This is a genomic window from Burkholderia sp. THE68, assembly GCF_009938265.1.
In the GTDB taxonomy this organism is placed as follows: domain Bacteria; phylum Pseudomonadota; class Gammaproteobacteria; order Burkholderiales; family Burkholderiaceae; genus Caballeronia.
Genome location: NZ_AP022315.1, coordinates 568,737 through 586,037, shown reverse-complemented (window position 1 = coordinate 586,037; position 17,301 = coordinate 568,737). Strand labels below are relative to the sequence as shown.

Sequence of the window (17,301 nt, the reverse complement as noted above, 5' to 3'; positions counted from 1 at the left end):
GGATTTTATCATTTGAACGGTGCGAAAATCGTGCCAAAAGGGACCCATGCGGGGACCGACGCAGGCGCCGGAGCGGCCGTGCGCGCCCGTCGATCCGTGCGAGCGTTTATAATCTAACGCTTTGCGGCATCAGCCCCTCCCACTGACCATCGCCTATCGTGAGAGTCTTTCGCGGCCTTCCCAATGCCGAAAGCCGGGCGCCCTGCGCGCTGACCATCGGCAACTTCGACGGTGTCCATCGCGGTCACCAGGCGCTGCTCGCGCACGTGCGGGCCGCCGCCGACGCGCGCGGCCTGCCGGTCTGCGTGATGACTTTCGAGCCGCATCCGCGCGAGTTCTTCAATCCGGCGGGCGCGCCGCCGCGCATCGCGATGCTGCGCGACAAGCTCGAAGCGTTGCGCACCAACGGCGTCGACCGCGTGGTGGTCGAGCACTTCAACAAGACCTTCGCGAGCCAGTCGCCGGATACGTTCGTGAAAAACGTCATCGTCGATGGCCTGCACGCGCGCTGGGTGATGGTCGGCGACGACTTCTGCTACGGCGCGAAACGCGCGGGCGACTTCGCATCGCTCAAGGCCGCCGGCGAAACGTACGGCTTCGAAGTCGAGCAGATGGCCACCGTCGCGCATCCGAATGGCGCGCGCATTTCGTCGTCGTCGGTGCGGGCGTCGCTGGTCGCGGGCGATCTGGACGCGGCGCAGGTCGCGCTCGGGCGGCCGTACATCATCAGCGGGCACGTCGTGCACGGCGCAAAGCTCGGCCGCGATCTCGGCTTTCCCACGCTGAACCTGCCGATCGCGCACAAGCGGCCGGCGCTCGCGGGCATTTTCGTCGTGCGCGTGCATGGTCTTGGCGATGAACCGCTGCCCGCCGTCGCCAGTCTCGGCCTGCGTCCGACCGTCGACGACTCCGGCCGCGTGCTGCTCGAAGTCTTCGTGCTCGACTGGCACGGCGATGCGTACGGAAAGCTCGTGCGCGTCGAATTTCTGAAGAAGCTGCGCGACGAGGAAAAGTACGTCGACCTCGAAACGCTGTCCGCCGCCATCGCGCGGGATGTCGACAACGCGCGCGCGTACTTCGGCCTTCCGCCCGCCAGCAACGCGGGCAGCCGCGCCACGGGCTTCGCCATTTCGGCGACCGACCGAATTAGGTGAGCGCGCGGCGCACCTTGCGTCGCCCGCTGCCCCGCCCTCATCGACACACCGCGCGCAAGTCCAAAGCGCCGTCTCACCGAATTCACTGAGTCACCCATGAGCGACAAGAAAGAGAAAGCCTCCTCGAAGTACCCCGTCAACCTGCTCGACACGCCTTTCCCGATGCGCGGCGACCTGCCCAAGCGCGAACCCGCGTGGGTCAAGGAATGGCAGGACAACAAGGTCTACGAGAAGATCCGCGCCGCCTCGAAGGGCCGCAAGAAGTTCATCCTGCACGACGGCCCGCCGTACGCGAACGGCGACATCCACCTCGGGCACGCGGTCAACAAGATCCTGAAGGACATGATCGTCAAGGCGCGCAATCTCGCGGGCTTCGACGCGGTCTACGTGCCGGGCTGGGACTGCCACGGCATGCCGATCGAAATCCAGATCGAAAAGCAGTTCGGCAAGTCGCTGCCCGCCGCCGAAGTGATGCAGAAGGCGCGCGCGTATGCGGGCGAGCAGATCGAAAAGCAGAAGGTCGGCTTCCGGCGCCTGGGCGTGCTGGGCGACTGGGACAATCCGTACAAGACAATGAACTTCGCCAACGAGGCCGGCGAAATCCGCGCGCTCGGCAAGATCATGGAAAAGGGCTACGTGTTTCGTGGCCTGAAGCCGGTGAACTGGTGTTTCGACTGCGGCTCGGCGCTGGCCGAAGCGGAAGTCGAGTACAAGGACAAGACCGATCCGACCATCGACGTGGTGTTCGGCTTCGCGGAACCGGAGAAGACGGCGCAGGCGTTCGGCCTGAATGCGCTGCCGAAGATGGAAGGCGGCATCGTGATCTGGACGACGACGCCCTGGACCATCCCCGCCAACCAGGCGCTCAACGTGCATCCGGAGATCGTCTACGCGCTCGTCGATACGCCGCGCGGGCTGCTGATCCTGGCGGAAGAACGCGTCGAAGCGTGCCTGCAGAACTACGGCATTCCCGGTGAAGTCATCGCGACGGCGCCCGGCGAGAAGCTCACCAATCTGCGCTTCCATCATCCGCTCGCGGCCGCGCATCCGGGCTACAAGCGCACCGCGCCCGTCTATCTCGGCGACTACGTGACGACCGAAAGCGGCACGGGCATCGTGCATTCGTCGCCGGCGTATGGCGTGGAGGACTTCGTGTCGTGCAAGGCGCACGGCATGGCGGATTCCGACATCGTCAATCCGGTGATGGGCGATGGCCGCTATATCGAATCGCTGCCGCTGTTCGGCGGACTGTCGATCTGGAAGGCGAATCCGCAGATCGTCGAGGCGCTTGAGGGCGCGGGCTCGCTGTTGAAGAGCGAAAAGTACACGCACAGCTACATGCATTGCTGGCGTCACAAGACGGCGATCATCTATCGCGCGACCTCGCAATGGTTCGCGGGCATGGACGTGAAGCCGAAGGACGGCGGCAAGACGCTGCGCGAGACCGCGCTGGAAGGCGTAGAGAACACGGCGTTCTATCCGTCGTGGGGCAAGCAGCGTCTCTACAGCATGATCGCGAACCGCCCGGACTGGACGCTTTCGCGTCAGCGTCAATGGGGCGTGCCGATGGCGTTCTTCGTGCACAAGGAAACCGGCGAGCTGCATCCGCGCACGCTGGAGTTGCTGGAAGAAGTGGCGAAGCGTGTCGAGGAAGGCGGCATCGAGACCTGGCAGAAGCTCGATCCGCGCGAGCTGATCGGCGACGACGCCAACCTGTACGAAAAGAACCGCGACACGCTCGACGTGTGGTTCGATTCCGGCACGACGCACTGGCACGTGCTGCGCGGATCGCACAAGGATTCGCTGCAGTTCCCGGCCGATCTGTATCTCGAAGGCTCGGACCAGCATCGCGGCTGGTTCCATTCGTCGCTGCTGACGGCGTCGATGCTCGACGGCCGCCCGCCCTACGACGCGCTGCTCACGCACGGCTTCACCGTCGATGGCGAAGGCCGCAAGATGTCGAAGTCGCTCGGCAACGGCATCGATCCGCATGAAGTGTCGAACCGGCTCGGCGCGGAAATCATCCGCCTGTGGATCGCATCGACGGATTATTCCGGCGAGCTCGCGATCTCCGAGGAAATTCTCAAGCGCGTCACGGAGACGTATCGACGTATCCGCAATACGCTGCGCTTTTTGCTCGCGAATCTTTCCGACTTCGACTTCGAGAAGAACGCGCTGCCGGTTCAGGACTGGCTCGAGATCGATCGCTACGCCATCGCGCTCACGCGCAACCTGCAGGACGACGCGCTCTCGCACTACGAGAAGTACGAGTTCCATCCGGTGGTTGCGAAGATCGCGACGTTCTGCTCGGAAGACCTCGGCGGCTTCTACCTCGACGTGCTGAAGGACCGCCTCTACACGACGAAGCCCGATTCGCGCGAACGCCGCAGCGCGCAGACCGCGCTGTTCCATATCGCGCACGGCCTGTTGCGGCTCGTCGCGCCGTATCTGTCGTTCACGGCGGAAGAAGCGTACAAGGTGCTCAAGCCCGGCCAGGACACGATCTTCAACGAAGTCTTCGCGACGTATCCGGACATCGCGAACGGCGGCGATCTGCTCGACAAGTGGACGCTCATCCGCAACGCGCGCGGCGACGTCACCAAGGCGCTCGAAGAAGCGCGCACGGCCAACCAGATCGGTTCGTCGCTGCAGGCGGAAGTCGTGGTTCGCGCGAGCGGCGCGCGCTACGACGCGCTCGCAAGCCTCGGCGATGCGCTGCGCTTCGTGCTCATCACGTCATCGGCGCGACTGGAAAAGGTGGCGGGCGAGGCGGATGAAGGCGTCGACGTGACGGCATCGAGCTACCTGAAGTGCGAGCGCTGCTGGCACTATTGCGCGGACGTCGGCGCGCACGCGGATCACCCCGGCCTGTGCGGCCGCTGCTTCTCCAACCTCTTCGGCGCCGGCGAAACGCGAGGCGCAGCATAATGGCTCGAACGATGGCGAAACAAACTTCCAGCAGTGGGTCGCTCGCGCCGTGGCTCGGCGTCGCGCTGATCGTGATCCTGTTCGACCAGTTGACGAAGATCGCCGTGCAGCGCGTGTTCGCCTATGGCGATCCGCACGCGCTCACGCCCTTCTTCAACCTGCTGCTCGTGTACAACCGCGGCGCGGCGTTCAGCTTTCTCGCGATGGCCGGCGGCTGGCAGCGCTGGGCGTTCACGGCGCTGGGCGTCGTCGCGGCTATCGTGATCTGCTATCTGCTGAAGAAGCATGCTACGCAGCGGCTCTTCTGTCTCGCGCTCTCGCTCATCATGGGCGGCGCGATCGGCAATGTGATCGACCGGATCGCGTACGGGCATGTCATCGACTTTCTGGACTTTCACGTGAATGCGTGGCACTGGCCCGCGTTCAATCTCGCCGATAGCGCGATCACCGTCGGCGCGGTGCTGCTGGTGTTCGACGAATTGCGGCGCGTGCGCGGTTCGCGCTGATGTTCACGCACGGCTCCCTCACCGGAGCCGTGTTCTTTTGCGATGGAGGCAAGTTGGAACTCGCGGGCAAACATCTCGTTTTAGGCCTGACCGGCGGCATCGCCTGCTACAAGATCGCCGAACTCACGCGTCTTCTCATCAAGGCCGGCGCGACGGTGCAGATCGTGATGACCGAAGCGGCCACGCAGTTCATCACGCCCGTCACGATGCAGGCGCTCTCGGGCCGTCCCGTCTATACGTCGCAATGGGATGCGCGCATGCCGAACAACATGCCGCACATCGATCTCTCGCGCGAGGCGGATGCCATCGTCATCGCGCCCGCCTCGACCGACTTCCTCGCGAAGCTCGCGCAAGGCAGGTGCGACGATCTGCTCTCGACGCTGTGCATCGCGCGCGATTGTCCGCTGCTTGTCGTGCCCGCGATGAATCGGCAGATGTGGCAGAACCCGGCGACGCAGCGCAACGTCGCGCAGCTTCGCGCAGACGGCGTCGAGGTCCTCGGGCCGGATTCGGGCTCGCAGGCGTGCGGCGAAGTTGGCGATGGCCGCATGATCGAGCCGGAAGCCGCGTTCGAGGCGATCTGCGCCTTCTTCCAGCCGAAGATCTTGCGCGGCCAACGCGTGCTGATCACCGCGGGCCCTACCTTCGAACCGCTCGATCCGGTGCGCGGCATCACCAATCGCTCGTCGGGGAAGATGGGTTTCGCGCTCGCGCGCGCGGCGGCGCAGGCGGGCGCGGATGTGCACCTCGTCGCCGGTCCGGTGGCGCTTGCCACGCCGTGGGGCGTGTATCGCGAGGACGTGCAGACCGCGCAGCAGATGCACGACGCCGTGATGGCCGCAACGCCCGACGCGGACATCTTCATCGCGGTGGCCGCGGTCGCGGACTGGCGCGTCGATCACGTGAGCGAACAGAAGATCAAGAAGACCGGCGACGCCTTGCCGACCTTCAGCTTCGTCGAAAATCCCGACATTCTCGCCACGGTGGCGAAGCTGCCGAATCCGCCCTACTGCGTCGGCTTCGCGGCGGAAAGCGGCGATCTCGATGTCCACGGCGAAGACAAGCGCAAACGCAAGAACGTGCCGCTGCTGATCGGCAATCTCGGCCCGCTCACCTTCGGCCGCGACGACAACGAAGTCGTGCTCTTCGAAGCCTCCGGCGCGACGCCGCTGCCGCGCGCCGACAAGCAGCAGCTCGCACGCACGCTGATCGCGGAAATCGCCCGGCGCGCACCGAAAACCGGCGGCCCGCTGCTCTCATGACGAAGCTTTCCGTTCTCGATCAGACGCCGGTCATTCACGGCCACAGCACCGCCGATGCGATCGCCGCGACGCTCGATCTCGCACAACTCGCCGACGACCTCGGCTACACGCGCTACTGGTGCGCGGAGCATCACGGTTTGTACGGCGTCTCGAACCCGTGCCCCGAAGTGATGCTCGCGCGCATCGGCAGTCTGACGAAGCGCATCCGCATCGGCTCGGGCGGCGTGATGCTGCCGTATTATTCGCCGTTCAAGGTCGCCGAGCAGTTCCTCATGCTCGAAGCGCTGTTCCCGAATCGCGTGGATCTCGGCGTCGGACGCGCGCCCGGCGGCGACATGCATACCGCGCAAGCGGTCGCGGCAGGTTCGTACAATCGCGGCGACCTCTTCCCGCAGCAAGTCGCGGAACTGATCGGGCTCTTCAGCGGCAATCTTCCGGATGACTCGCTCGCCAAAGGCGTGCTGTTGCAGCCGCAGATCGATACGCGTCCGCAGTTGTGGATGCTCGGCTCCAGCGAGTTCGGCGGCCTGCTCGCCGCGCAGCTCGGCATTCGCTTTGCGTTCGCGCATTTCATCAACGCGCAATACGGGCATCGCGTGGCAGAGGCGTATCGCGAGCGCTTCGCCGCCGGGCACGAGGACAAGCCCTATCTGGCGGCGGCGGTCTTCGTGATCTGCGCCGATACGGATCGCGAAGCCGAGGCGCTCGAGCGCGCCGTCGATCTGCGCCGCGTGCAGATGGCGTATGGCATCAACCAGCCGATACCGAGCATCGCGCAAGGCATCTCGCAGGTCTACGGCGAGCGCGAGCTGGCGGTGATCGCGCATGAGAAGGCGCGCAGCATCATCGGCACGCCGGAGCGCGTGACGGAAAAGCTGCACGCGCTGCAGGAACAATTCAATGCCGATGAACTGATCGTTCTGACAGTCTCGGGCAGCTACGCCGCGCGTACGCGGTCCTATCAACTTTTGGCCGAAGCCTTCGAGCTCGGCCGATCGCATCAATAACGCCTCGATCCATGAAACTCGACGTCAAGATTCTCGATGCGCGCATGCGCGACTACATGCCCGCCTACGCCACGCCCGGCAGCGCGGGCCTCGATCTGCGCGCGTGTCTCGATGCGCCGCTCGTCATCGAACCGCATCAGACCGTGCTCGTGCCGACCGGCCTCGCCATTCATCTCGCCGATCCCGGCTACGCCGCGGTGATCCTGCCGCGCTCGGGCCTCGGCCACAAGCATGGCATCGTGCTCGGCAATCTCGTCGGACTGATCGATTCGGATTATCAAGGCCAGTTGATGGTCTCGACATGGAATCGCGGCGACACCGCGTTCACGCTCAATCCGATGGAGCGTCTCGCGCAGATGGTCATCGTGCCGGTCGTGCAGGCGCAGTTCAACATCGTCGACGATTTCGAGGCGAGCGAACGCGGCGCCGGTGGTTTCGGCAGCACGGGCAAGCACTGAGCTTCATTGCGGGTACATAAAAAAACGGCGCGGTCGAAACCGCGCCGTTTTTTTCTTGCCAAGACCCCTACGATTAATCCACTTCGATCGCTTCCGGATTCGGATTGCGCGGCGGCGCCGAGTTTTCGTCGAACGTGAGCAGCACCTTGTCGTCCGCATCGACATCCACCGTCACGCGGCCGCCGTTGAGCAGTTTGCCGAACAGCAGTTCGTCGGCCAGCGCACGACGGATCGTGTCCTGAATCAGACGCTGCATCGGGCGCGCGCCCATCAGCGGATCGAAACCGTGCTTCGCGAGATGCTTGCGCAAAGCGTCGGTGAAGACCGCATCGACCTTCTTCTCGTGCAGCTGATCTTCCAGTTGCATGAGGAACTTGTCGACCACGCGCAGGATGATTTCCTCGTCCAGCGAGCGGAAGCTGATGATCTGATCCAGACGGTTGCGGAACTCCGGCGTGAACATGCGCTTGATATCAGCCATTTCGTCGCCCGACTCGCGACGCGACGTGAAGCCGATCACCGCCTTGCCCATCGCCTCGGCGCCCGCATTCGTCGTCATGATGATGATGACGTTGCGGAAGTCCGCCTTGCGGCCGTTGTTGTCCGTCAGCGTGCCGTGATCCATCACCTGCAGCAGCACGTTGTAGATGTCCGGATGCGCCTTCTCGATTTCATCGAGCAGCAGCACGCAGTGCGGCTTCTTCGTAACGGCTTCGGTCAGCAGACCGCCCTGATCGAATCCGACATAGCCCGGCGGCGCACCGATCAGCCGGCTCACCGCGTGTCGCTCCATGTATTCCGACATGTCGAAGCGCAGCAGTTCGATGCCCAGCGTGAACGCGAGCTGCTTGGCGACTTCGGTCTTGCCGACGCCCGTCGGGCCGGAGAACAGGAACGCGCCGATCGGCTTGTCCAGCTTGCCGAGGCCCGCGCGGGCCATCTTGATCGACGCCGACAGCGCGTCGATGGCCGGATCCTGGCCGAACACGACCGCCTTCAGATCGCGGTCGAGCGTCTGCAGCTTGCTGCGGTCGTCCTGCGACACGCTTTGCGCCGGCACGCGCGCGATCTTCGAGATGATCTCTTCGATCTCGCTCTTGCCGATGGTCTTTTTCTGCTTCGACTTCGGCAGGATGCGTTGCGCCGCGCCCGCTTCGTCGATCACGTCGATCGCCTTGTCCGGCAGATGACGATCCGTGATGAAGCGCGCCGACAGTTCCGCCGCCGCCGACAGCGCGCCCGACGAATACTTCACGCCGTGATGCTCTTCGAAGCGCGTCTTGAGACCGCGCAGGATCGCGACAGTCTGCTCGACCGTCGGTTCCGTGACATCGACTTTCTGGAAACGACGCGACAAGGCCGCGTCCTTCTCGAAGATGCCGCGATATTCCGTGAACGTGGTCGCGCCGATGCACTTCAACTGCCCCGACGACAACGCCGGCTTCAGCAGGTTCGATGCGTCGAGCGTGCCGCCCGAAGCCGCGCCCGCACCGATCAGCGTATGAATCTCGTCGATGAACAGAATGGCGTGCGGACGCTCCTTCAGTTCCTTGAGCACCGTCTTCAGACGCTGCTCGAAATCGCCGCGATACTTCGTGCCCGCGAGCAGCGCGCCCATGTCGAGCGAATAGACCTGCGCGTCGGCGAGAATGTCCGGCACTTCGCCGCGCGTGATGCGCCACGCGAGACCTTCTGCGATCGCGGTCTTGCCGACACCGGCCTCACCGACGAGCAGCGGATTGTTCTTGCGTCGGCGGCACAGCACCTGCACCACGCGCTCGACTTCCAGCTCGCGGCCGATCAGCGGATCGATCTTGCCGTCTTTCGCAAGCTGATTGAGGTTCTGCGTGAACTGCGCGAGCGGCGTTTCCTTCTGCGCGGCGGCGTCTTCCGATTCCGGATTGACTTCGCTGTTCGCCTTCGCGGCATCGCCACTGTTGGTCTTCGCGATGCCATGCGAAATGAAATTCACGACATCCAGACGCGTCACGCCCTGCTGCTGCAGGTAGTACACCGCGTGCGAATCCTTCTCGCCGAAGATCGCGACCAGCACGTTCGCGCCGGTCACTTCCTTCTTGCCGTTCGAGGTCGATTGCACGTGCATGATCGCGCGCTGGATCACGCGCTGGAAACCAAGCGTCGGCTGAGTATCGACGTCGTCCGTGCCGGGCACGGTCGGCGTGTTGTCATGAATGAAATTGCGCAGGTTCTGACGCAAATCTTCAATGTTGGCTGCGCAGGCGCGCAACACCTCAGCCGCGGTCGGATTGTCCAACAGGGCGAGCAGGAGATGCTCGACCGTTATGAACTCGTGCCGCGCCTGACGTGCTTCCATAAACGCCATGTGCAGACTGACTTCCAGTTCCTGGGCAATCATGCTTCCTCCATCACGCACTGCAGCGGATGTCCCGCTTGCCGTGCATGGCTAACGACTTGCTCAACTTTGGTCGACGCGATATCTCGCGTGTAGACCCCACAAACTCCCCTGCCTTCGCGATGAACTTTCAGCATGATCTGCGTCGCAGTCTCACGATCTTTATTGAAGTATTCCTGCACGATCATCACGACGAATTCCATCGGCGTGAAGTCGTCATTCAGCAGCACCACCTTGTACATGGCCGGCTTCTTGAGCTTCTGCTCCTGCCGCTCCAGTACCGTGCCATCCTGCTTGTTGGGATTTGTCGCCATACACCCATTCTAAACAACACGGACGCCCCCGCAATTGCCGCTCCAGCGAACCGACCGCCTGGTCGGTATGAACTGCCGGAATCGCACTCGCTCAGCTCTCGTCCATCGGATCCTGCCGCTGCCCAACCATTCGGCGCGGCCCGCTTGCACCTCGTCGAATCCAGTATCGCACAGCTACAAAAAAAACAAACCGAGCACCGGGCGTCGCGGGCCGCCGGATAACCCACAGGTGAGTCGATTATGCGACTTTTCAAGATGACTTGCTTGGACGGCAGCGCACACGCAATGCAGGAATTACCCTACGAATGCGCGCTTTGCAACGAGCTTAACGGCTATCCCAAAAATTCCTTGACACTCGATTTAAGAGATTTAACAATCAAACTGGCACTTTTTTCCGGGGGCCAACCGCGGACCAAAAAAAAGAGGCCGAGGTGAGCTTGTGAGGAGGGGGCGGTTCACAGTGTGGGGTGGCCGCTTTTCGAGCGTGCTCAGGTTGCGACGAGAGTTAGAGGGGAAGTACGAATGTCTACTGGTACGGTCAAGTGGTTCAACGACGCGAAAGGCTACGGATTCATCACGCCCGATGAAGGCGGCGAGGATCTGTTCGCACATTTCTCGGCGATTCAAATGAACGGTTTCAAGACACTCAAGGAAGGCCAGAAGGTCAGCTTCGAGATCGTCCAGGGACCGAAGGGCAAGCAGGCTTCGAACATCCAGGAATCGGCCTGACCGTTCGATCGCACTTTGCCTCGTGAAACCCGGCCGCGCGCCGGGTTTTTTTACGCCCTGCTTTTTACCGCTGCCCCTCTTGCTCATATATGAGACACCCGCGCCTGTTAAAAACCCCGGAGACCGTAGGCCTTCCGGGGTTTTTATTCAACACGACGAACGAACCGCGGTGAGTTCTCACATATTCTCGATCATCACCGCTCCAAAACCCGAACACGATACCTGCGTCGCGCCTTCCATCAGGCGTGCGAAGTCGTACGTGACGCGCTTCGAAAGAATCGACTGTTCCATCGACGCAATGATCCGGTCCGCCGCCTCGAACCAGCCGAGATGGCGCAGCATCATTTCGGCCGAGAGAATCTCGGAGCCCGGGTTCACGTAATCCTTGCCCGCGTACTTCGGCGCGGTGCCGTGCGTCGCTTCGAACATCGCGACGGAATCCGACATGTTCGCGCCCGGCGCGATGCCGATGCCGCCCACCTGCGCCGCGAGCGCATCCGAGATGTAGTCGCCGTTCAGGTTGAGCGTCGCGATCACGTCGTATTCGGCGGGACGCAGCAGGATCTGCTGCAGGAAGGCATCGGCGATCACGTCCTTCACGACGATGTCGTTGCCCGACTTCGGATTCTTGACCTTCATCCACGGGCCGCCGTCGATGAGCTCCGCGTTGAACTCCTTCTGCGCGAGCGCGTAACCGTAGTCGCGGAACGCGCCTTCGGTGAACTTCATGATGTTGCCCTTGTGCACGAGCGTCACCGAGCGGCGATCGTTGTCGATCGCGTACTGGATCGCCTTGCGCACGAGCCGCTCCGTGCCCTCGCGCGACACCGGCTTGATGCCGAGCCCCGACGATTCCGGAAAGCGGATCTTCGTCACGCCCATTTCCTCGCGCAGGAACTTGATCACCTTCTTCGCCTCGGCCGATTCCGCCGGCCATTCGACGCCCGCGTAGATGTCTTCCGAGTTTTCGCGGAAGATCACCATGTCGATCTTTTCCGGCTCGCGCACGGGCGACGGCACGCCCTTGAAGTAGCGCACCGGCCGCAGACATACATACAGATCGAGTTGCTGACGAAGCGCAACGTTGAGCGAACGGATGCCGCCGCCGACCGGCGTCGTCAGCGGCCCCTTGATCGACACGATGTAGTCCTTCACCGCTTCGAGCGTTTCATCGGGCAGCCAGACGTCCGGGCCGTAGACGCGCGTCGCCTTTTCGCCGCCGTAGATTTCCATCCACTGGATCTTGCGCTTGCCGCCGTAGGCCTTTTCCACCGCCGCGTCGACGACCTTGATCATCACCGGCGTGATGTCGACGCCCGTGCCGTCGCCCTCGATATACGGGATGATCGGCTGATCCGAGACGTTGAGCGAATAGTCCGCGTTGACGGTGATCTTGTCACCGTCCGCCGGAACCTTGATGTGCTGATACGACATGGTCGACTCCAAATAAGGCCGGGCTTGAATTGGAAACTGGCAACTGAACAGAGAGAGCAATGCGATGCAGCATGCGCGGGGGCGGGTGCAGGCACAAACGCTGCCGCGATGTTGGTCACGACATCATTCTAACCATGCTGGCCTGCCCCGGCGCGCCCGAGGCAGCCCCGCGCATGCATTAAGATGCCGCATTCGATCCAGGCCCCCGCTCCAGAGTCTTCGATGCCGCTCATCGCCCTCAACAAGCCCTTCGGCACCATCTGCCAGTTCTCCGCGCATGAAACGCGCGCGTCGCTCGGCGACTGGGTGAAGACGCCGGGCGTCTATCCCGCCGGCCGGCTCGACGCGGACAGCGAAGGCTTGCTGCTCCTCACCGATGACGGCGCGCTGCAGGCGCGCATCGCCGAGCCGCGCCACAAGCTCGTCAAGCGCTATTGGGCGCAAGTCGAAGGCGCGCCCGGCGACGACGCGCTCGCGCGGCTCGCGAAGGGCGTCGACCTCGGCGACTACGTGACGCGCCCCTGCCGCACCGCGCTCGTCGACGCAAGCGCGATCGATGCCCTCTGGCCGCGCACGCCGCCGATCCGCTATCGCGCCGCCATCCCGACGACGTGGATCGAGCTCGCCATCACCGAAGGCAAGAACCGGCAGGTCAGACGCATGACGGCGGCGGTCGGCTTTCCGACCTTGCGGCTGGTGCGCGTCGCGATCGGCGCGCTCGATATCTTCACGCTCGGCATCGCGCCCGGCGAGACCGTCGAGGTGGCGCCGGGCGCCCCGTGGCAGCGCGTTCGTTGAATCGCATTCAACTATCTCGAAAATAAGCGGTATTGCACGATTCAATGCGATGTGCTTGAACGCGTGTCACGAAGATCGAGTAGCGCTTATCGCGCGGCGAATAATTTTTTTGGTCTGCTGCGCAATTCTCTGTAAATCGCGTCAACCGACTCATCTCGCGAGGCGTTAAGGGCCACAGATGCCGCAGAAAGCTATCCGGCATGAGCGAAAACTGATTACAACAACCTTTGTGCTCCAGGGTGTTTGAAAGGTTCAAGCGTCGCGGCCGTATCGAAAATCAATTTATCGATACGACTGTCAACCGAAAGGTAGGTGGCTCGTTTACCGACATGACTCAATGACCGGGTCGTTTGGTTAATTTACTCAAGCTAAAGGATTCACACATGAACAAACTGATCGCTGCTCTCGTCGCTGGCCTGTTCGCAACCGCCGCTTTCGCACAAGAAGCTTCGGCACCGGCTGCTGCTGCTCCGGCAGCTGCTTCGTCGGCTCACAAGTCGGCTCACAAGAAGTCGTCGCACAAGTCGTCGCACAAGTCGCACAAGAAGGCAGCCGCTTCGGCTCCGGAAGCCGCTTCGGCAGCTCAGTAAGTTCGTTGTAAACGGCGGTATAGCGAAGTCAAGAACGAGCATTACCGCCGTTTCTACGGCGTTAAAGGGCAGATGGCCGCAAGGCATCTGCCCTTTTGTTTTGTGTCTGCGCATCGAGTAACATGCGCGGGGCCGCCGGAACTTCCGGCACAACGTTCGTCTTGAGAGGAGCATCGTCGTGAATCTGTTGTTGCGTGCCTTGGTGTCTTCATTCGGTTCGACGGCTTCGGCCCGGCGCTCGCGCATCGCCGCCACGATCCGCGCATGCGTAATTGCATTGATGCTGCCGTTCGCGACGCTCCCGCTCGCGCAAGCGCAAACGATGCCGCCTGGCGCCAAGCAGCCATCCGATTTTCCGCGCGCGAAACTCACCGCGGGCATGTACGTGATCGACGCCGCCGTCGCCGCGAACGATGCCGATCGCGAGCAAGGTCTTATGTACCGATCGCAACTCGCACCGAACGAAGGCATGCTCTTCGTGTTCAACGAAAACGCGGTGCATTGCTTCTGGATGAAGAACACGCTGATCCCGCTGTCGATCGCGTTCATCCGCGCCGACGGCACGATCACCGACATCGACGAGATGCAGGCCGAGACCGAGAACAATCACTGCCCGCGCAATAACGGCGTGTATGCGCTGGAGATGCCCAAGGGCTGGTTCGCGGCGAAAGGCATCAAGCCGGGCACGCAGATCAAGGGATTGCCGCGCGTGCAGTAACGCATCCGCGCTCCACTCGAAAACCGGCGTCGTCGCGCGACACGCCGGTTTTTTTGCGCCTGCAAAATCCTTTGCAGCGGGCGGGCCGGGATTCCTGCAAAAAGCCTGCCGACGCGCTATCCTGAAAAGATTCAGCGCGACGCGTATTGGATACTTCAGGCCACTTCAGGCCGCGCAGACGGCCGCCGCATGACGGCCACGGGTCGACATATCAACAGGAGGTTCACGTGCCCCGCAAGACTCCCATCGAGCGCTATCGGAACATCGGGATCAGCGCTCACATCGATGCCGGCAAGACGACGACTACCGAGCGCATCCTTTTCTACACCGGCGTGACGCACAAGATCGGCGAGGTTCACGACGGTGCGGCCACGATGGACTGGATGGAGCAGGAGCAGGAACGCGGCATCACGATCACCTCCGCGGCCACGACGGCCTTCTGGAAAGGCATGGCCGGCAACTATCCGGAACACCGCATCAACATCATCGATACGCCGGGACACGTCGACTTCACCATCGAAGTCGAACGCTCGATGCGCGTGCTCGACGGCGCGTGCATGGTCTACGACTCCGTCGGCGGCGTGCAGCCGCAGTCCGAAACCGTGTGGCGTCAGGCGAACAAGTACAAGGTGCCGCGCATTGCGTTCGTCAACAAGATGGACCGCGTGGGCGCGGACTTCTTTCGCGTGCAGCGGCAGATCGGCGAGCGCCTGAAGGGCGTCGCGGTGCCGATCCAGATTCCCATCGGCGCGGAAGAGCATTTTCAGGGCGTGGTCGACCTCGTGAAGATGAAGGCGATCGTCTGGGACGACGACAGCCAGGGCATCAAGTTCAACTACGAGGAGATTCCCGACAACCTCAAGGAGCTCGCGCACGAGTGGCGCGGCAAGATGGTCGAGGCGGCGGCGGAATCGAGCGAGGATCTGCTCGAGAAGTATCTGGACGATCACGAGAGCCTGACCGAAGACGAGATCAAGGCGGCACTGAGAAAGCGCACCATCGCCAATGAAATCGTGCCGATGCTGTGCGGCAGCGCGTTCAAGAACAAGGGCGTGCAGGCGATGCTCGACGCGGTGATCGACTACCTGCCCTCGCCCGTCGACGTGCCCGCGATTCTCGGCCACACCGAAGACGACAAGGAAGCGGAGCGCCATCCGAGCGACGACGAGCCGTTCTCCGCGCTCGCCTTCAAGATCATGACGGACCCGTTCGTCGGCCAGTTGATCTTCTTTCGCACCTATTCGGGCGTGGTGAATTCGGGCGACACGGTCTACAACCCGGTGAAGGAAAAGAAGGAGCGTCTCGGCCGCATCCTGCAGATGCACGCGAACGAGCGCAAGGAAATCAAGGAAGTGCGCGCGGGCGATATCGCGGCGGCGGTCGGCCTGAAGGAAGCGACGACCGGCGACACGCTATGCGATCCGAACCACGTCATCATCCTCGAACGGATGATCTTCCCGGAGCCGGTGATCTCGCAGGCCGTGGAGCCGAAGACCAAGGCCGACCAGGAAAAGATGGGCATCGCGTTGAATCGTCTCGCGCAGGAAGATCCGTCGTTCCGGGTCACGAGCGACGAGGAATCCGGCCAGACCATCATTTCCGGCATGGGCGAGCTGCACCTCGAAATTCTCGTCGACCGGATGAGGCGCGAGTTCGGTGTCGAGGCGACGGTCGGCAAGCCGCAGGTCGCGTATCGCGAAACCGTGCGCAACAAGGTCGCGGATGTCGAAGGCAAGTTCGTCAAGCAGTCGGGCGGGCGCGGCCAGTACGGTCACGCGGTCATCACGCTTGAGCCGGACCCGGGCAAGGGCTACGAATTCGTCGACGCGATCAAGGGCGGCGTGATTCCGCGCGAGTTCATTCCGGCGGTCGACAAAGGCATTCGGGAAACGCTGAAGGCCGGCGTGCTCGCGGGCTATCCGGTCGTCGACGTGAAGGTGACGCTGACCTTCGGCTCCTATCACGACGTGGACTCGAACGAAAACGCGTTCCGCATGGCCGGCTCGATGGCGTTCAAGGAAGGCATGCGCCGCGCGAGGCCGGTGCTGCTCGAACCGATGATGGCCGTCGAAGTGGAAACGCCCGAAGACTTCATGGGCAACGTGATGGGCGACCTCTCCGGCCGGCGCGGCATCGTGCAGGGCATGGAAGACATCGCGGGCGGCGGCGGCAAGCTGGTGCGCGCGGAAGTGCCGCTCGCCGAGATGTTCGGCTACTCCACGTCGCTGCGCTCGTTGACGCAAGGCCGCGCCACTTACACGATGGAGTTCAAGCACTACGCGGAAACACCGGGCAATGTCTCGGAGGCGATCGTCAACGCGAAAGCGAAATGATCGGCGCTTAAGCGTGTAGTATCGGAAGTCCGTTGCTCGCTCGGTTGGTGGCGGCAACGGACTTTTCATATCCGCAGACGATAAAACCGACATGAGCGACCCACATCATCAGCATGTTGATTGGCGCGAACACGGCGTCAAGGTCATCAAGGGCGATCAGCTCGACACCAACACCCCACAGACGCCGGGCATGAACCGCGCGGCCGCGATCAACGCGGCGCGCGTCGGCGCGCAGAAAATCTGGGCCGGCACGGTCACGATCCATCCGAACGCGAAGACCGGCGCGCATCATCACGGCGCGCTCGAAAGCGTCATCTATGTCGTGCGCGGCCAGGCGCGCATGCGCTGGGGCGAGCACCTCGAATTCACCGCCGAGGCCGGTCCCGGCGACTTCATTTTCGTGCCGCCCTACGTGCCGCACCAGGAAATCAACGCCAGCACCGACGATCCCCTCGAATGCGTGCTCGTGCGCAGCGATAACGAAGCGGTGGTGGTGAACCTGAATATCGATGCCGTGGAGCAGCCCGAGGCGGTCTACTGGGTCGATCCCATTCACAAGCATCCACACGATCACTGAGGCGGGCAAAGGCGCGCGCGATGAAACCCCGGCGCGTTCCTTGCTACCCCGCTTAGACGCGGCGGCGCTTTTGGCGCGGCTATCCTGAGCGCTTGCGCGGCGAACCATCGCGCGAGCGC

Annotated in this window: 15 protein-coding genes; 12 read left to right on the top strand and 3 right to left on the bottom strand. The window is 62.8% G+C overall.

The features are described from left to right. The first annotated feature begins 158 nt into the window (after positions 1-158). The 6 genes from BTHE68_RS02750 to dut all read left to right on the top strand — a co-directional run bounded on the left by BTHE68_RS02750 (position 159) and on the right by dut (position 7,315). On the top strand, positions 159-1,154 hold the full coding sequence (locus BTHE68_RS02750) for a bifunctional riboflavin kinase/FAD synthetase (protein ID WP_162065042.1): 996 nt from the start codon (positions 159-161) through the stop codon (positions 1,152-1,154). Between the two features lie 96 nt (positions 1,155-1,250). After that, on the top strand, positions 1,251-4,082 hold the full coding sequence (gene ileS, locus BTHE68_RS02745) for an isoleucine--tRNA ligase (protein ID WP_162065041.1): 2,832 nt from the start codon (positions 1,251-1,253) through the stop codon (positions 4,080-4,082). Further along, a complete protein-coding gene (gene lspA, locus BTHE68_RS02740; protein ID WP_061172980.1) occupies positions 4,082-4,588 on the top strand; it encodes a signal peptidase II in 507 nt (168 codons plus the stop codon). Before ileS ends, lspA begins: the two co-directional genes overlap by 1 nt. Beyond that, positions 4,588-5,850: a bifunctional phosphopantothenoylcysteine decarboxylase/phosphopantothenate--cysteine ligase CoaBC gene (gene coaBC / locus BTHE68_RS02735; protein WP_162065040.1), complete on the top strand. Its 1,263-nt coding sequence runs from the start codon at positions 4,588-4,590 to the stop codon at positions 5,848-5,850. Before lspA ends, coaBC begins: the two co-directional genes overlap by 1 nt. Beyond that, a complete protein-coding gene (locus tag BTHE68_RS02730; protein ID WP_162065039.1) occupies positions 5,847-6,857 on the top strand; it encodes an LLM class flavin-dependent oxidoreductase in 1,011 nt (336 codons plus the stop codon). Before coaBC ends, BTHE68_RS02730 begins: the two co-directional genes overlap by 4 nt. A gap of 11 nt (positions 6,858-6,868) precedes the next feature. Next, a complete protein-coding gene (gene dut, locus BTHE68_RS02725; protein ID WP_162065038.1) occupies positions 6,869-7,315 on the top strand; it encodes a dUTP diphosphatase in 447 nt (148 codons plus the stop codon). A gap of 73 nt (positions 7,316-7,388) precedes the next feature. Here the strand turns inward: dut and clpA are convergent, their stop codons facing one another. Beyond that, a complete protein-coding gene (clpA, locus tag BTHE68_RS02720) occupies positions 7,389-9,692 on the bottom strand; it encodes an ATP-dependent Clp protease ATP-binding subunit ClpA (protein ID WP_162065037.1) in 2,304 nt (767 codons plus the stop codon). Next, a complete protein-coding gene (gene clpS, locus BTHE68_RS02715) occupies positions 9,689-10,003 on the bottom strand; it encodes an ATP-dependent Clp protease adapter ClpS (protein WP_061135498.1) in 315 nt (104 codons plus the stop codon). Before clpS ends, clpA begins: the two co-directional genes overlap by 4 nt. 522 nt (positions 10,004-10,525) lie before the next feature. On the opposite strand from clpS, the gene BTHE68_RS02710 reads away from it, so the two are divergent. Continuing rightward, the gene (locus BTHE68_RS02710; protein WP_035497884.1) at positions 10,526-10,732 is read left to right on the top strand and encodes a cold-shock protein; all 207 of its coding nucleotides are present in this window, start codon (positions 10,526-10,528) and stop codon (positions 10,730-10,732) included. Positions 10,733-10,909: 177 nt separating this feature from the next. Here BTHE68_RS02710 and icd read toward each other — a convergent pair whose 3' ends face one another. Further along, positions 10,910-12,166, bottom strand: coding sequence for an NADP-dependent isocitrate dehydrogenase (gene icd / locus BTHE68_RS02705; protein ID WP_162065036.1), 1,257 nt, complete (start codon positions 12,164-12,166; stop codon positions 10,910-10,912). A 222-nt stretch (positions 12,167-12,388) separates the two neighbouring features. Between icd and BTHE68_RS02700 the strand changes: the two genes are divergently transcribed. The 5 genes from BTHE68_RS02700 (at position 12,389) to BTHE68_RS02680 (ending at position 17,182) form a co-directional block, all read left to right on the top strand. Next, the gene (locus tag BTHE68_RS02700) at positions 12,389-12,964 is read left to right on the top strand and encodes a pseudouridine synthase (RefSeq protein WP_162065035.1); all 576 of its coding nucleotides are present in this window, start codon (positions 12,389-12,391) and stop codon (positions 12,962-12,964) included. A gap of 383 nt (positions 12,965-13,347) precedes the next feature. Then, entirely contained in the window at positions 13,348-13,554 is a 207-nt protein-coding gene (locus tag BTHE68_RS02695) for a hypothetical protein (protein ID WP_162065034.1), read from the top strand. A 280-nt stretch (positions 13,555-13,834) separates the two neighbouring features. Beyond that, on the top strand, positions 13,835-14,272 hold the full coding sequence (locus BTHE68_RS02690; protein ID WP_162066756.1) for a DUF192 domain-containing protein: 438 nt from the start codon (positions 13,835-13,837) through the stop codon (positions 14,270-14,272). A gap of 227 nt (positions 14,273-14,499) precedes the next feature. After that, positions 14,500-16,605 (top strand): elongation factor G, encoded by a 2,106-nt coding sequence (gene fusA, locus BTHE68_RS02685; RefSeq protein ID WP_162065033.1) that lies wholly within the window; start codon positions 14,500-14,502, stop codon positions 16,603-16,605. Between the two features lie 91 nt (positions 16,606-16,696). Then, positions 16,697-17,182: a cupin domain-containing protein gene (locus BTHE68_RS02680; protein ID WP_162065032.1), complete on the top strand. Its 486-nt coding sequence runs from the start codon at positions 16,697-16,699 to the stop codon at positions 17,180-17,182. The last annotated feature ends 119 nt before the right edge of the window (positions 17,183-17,301 follow it).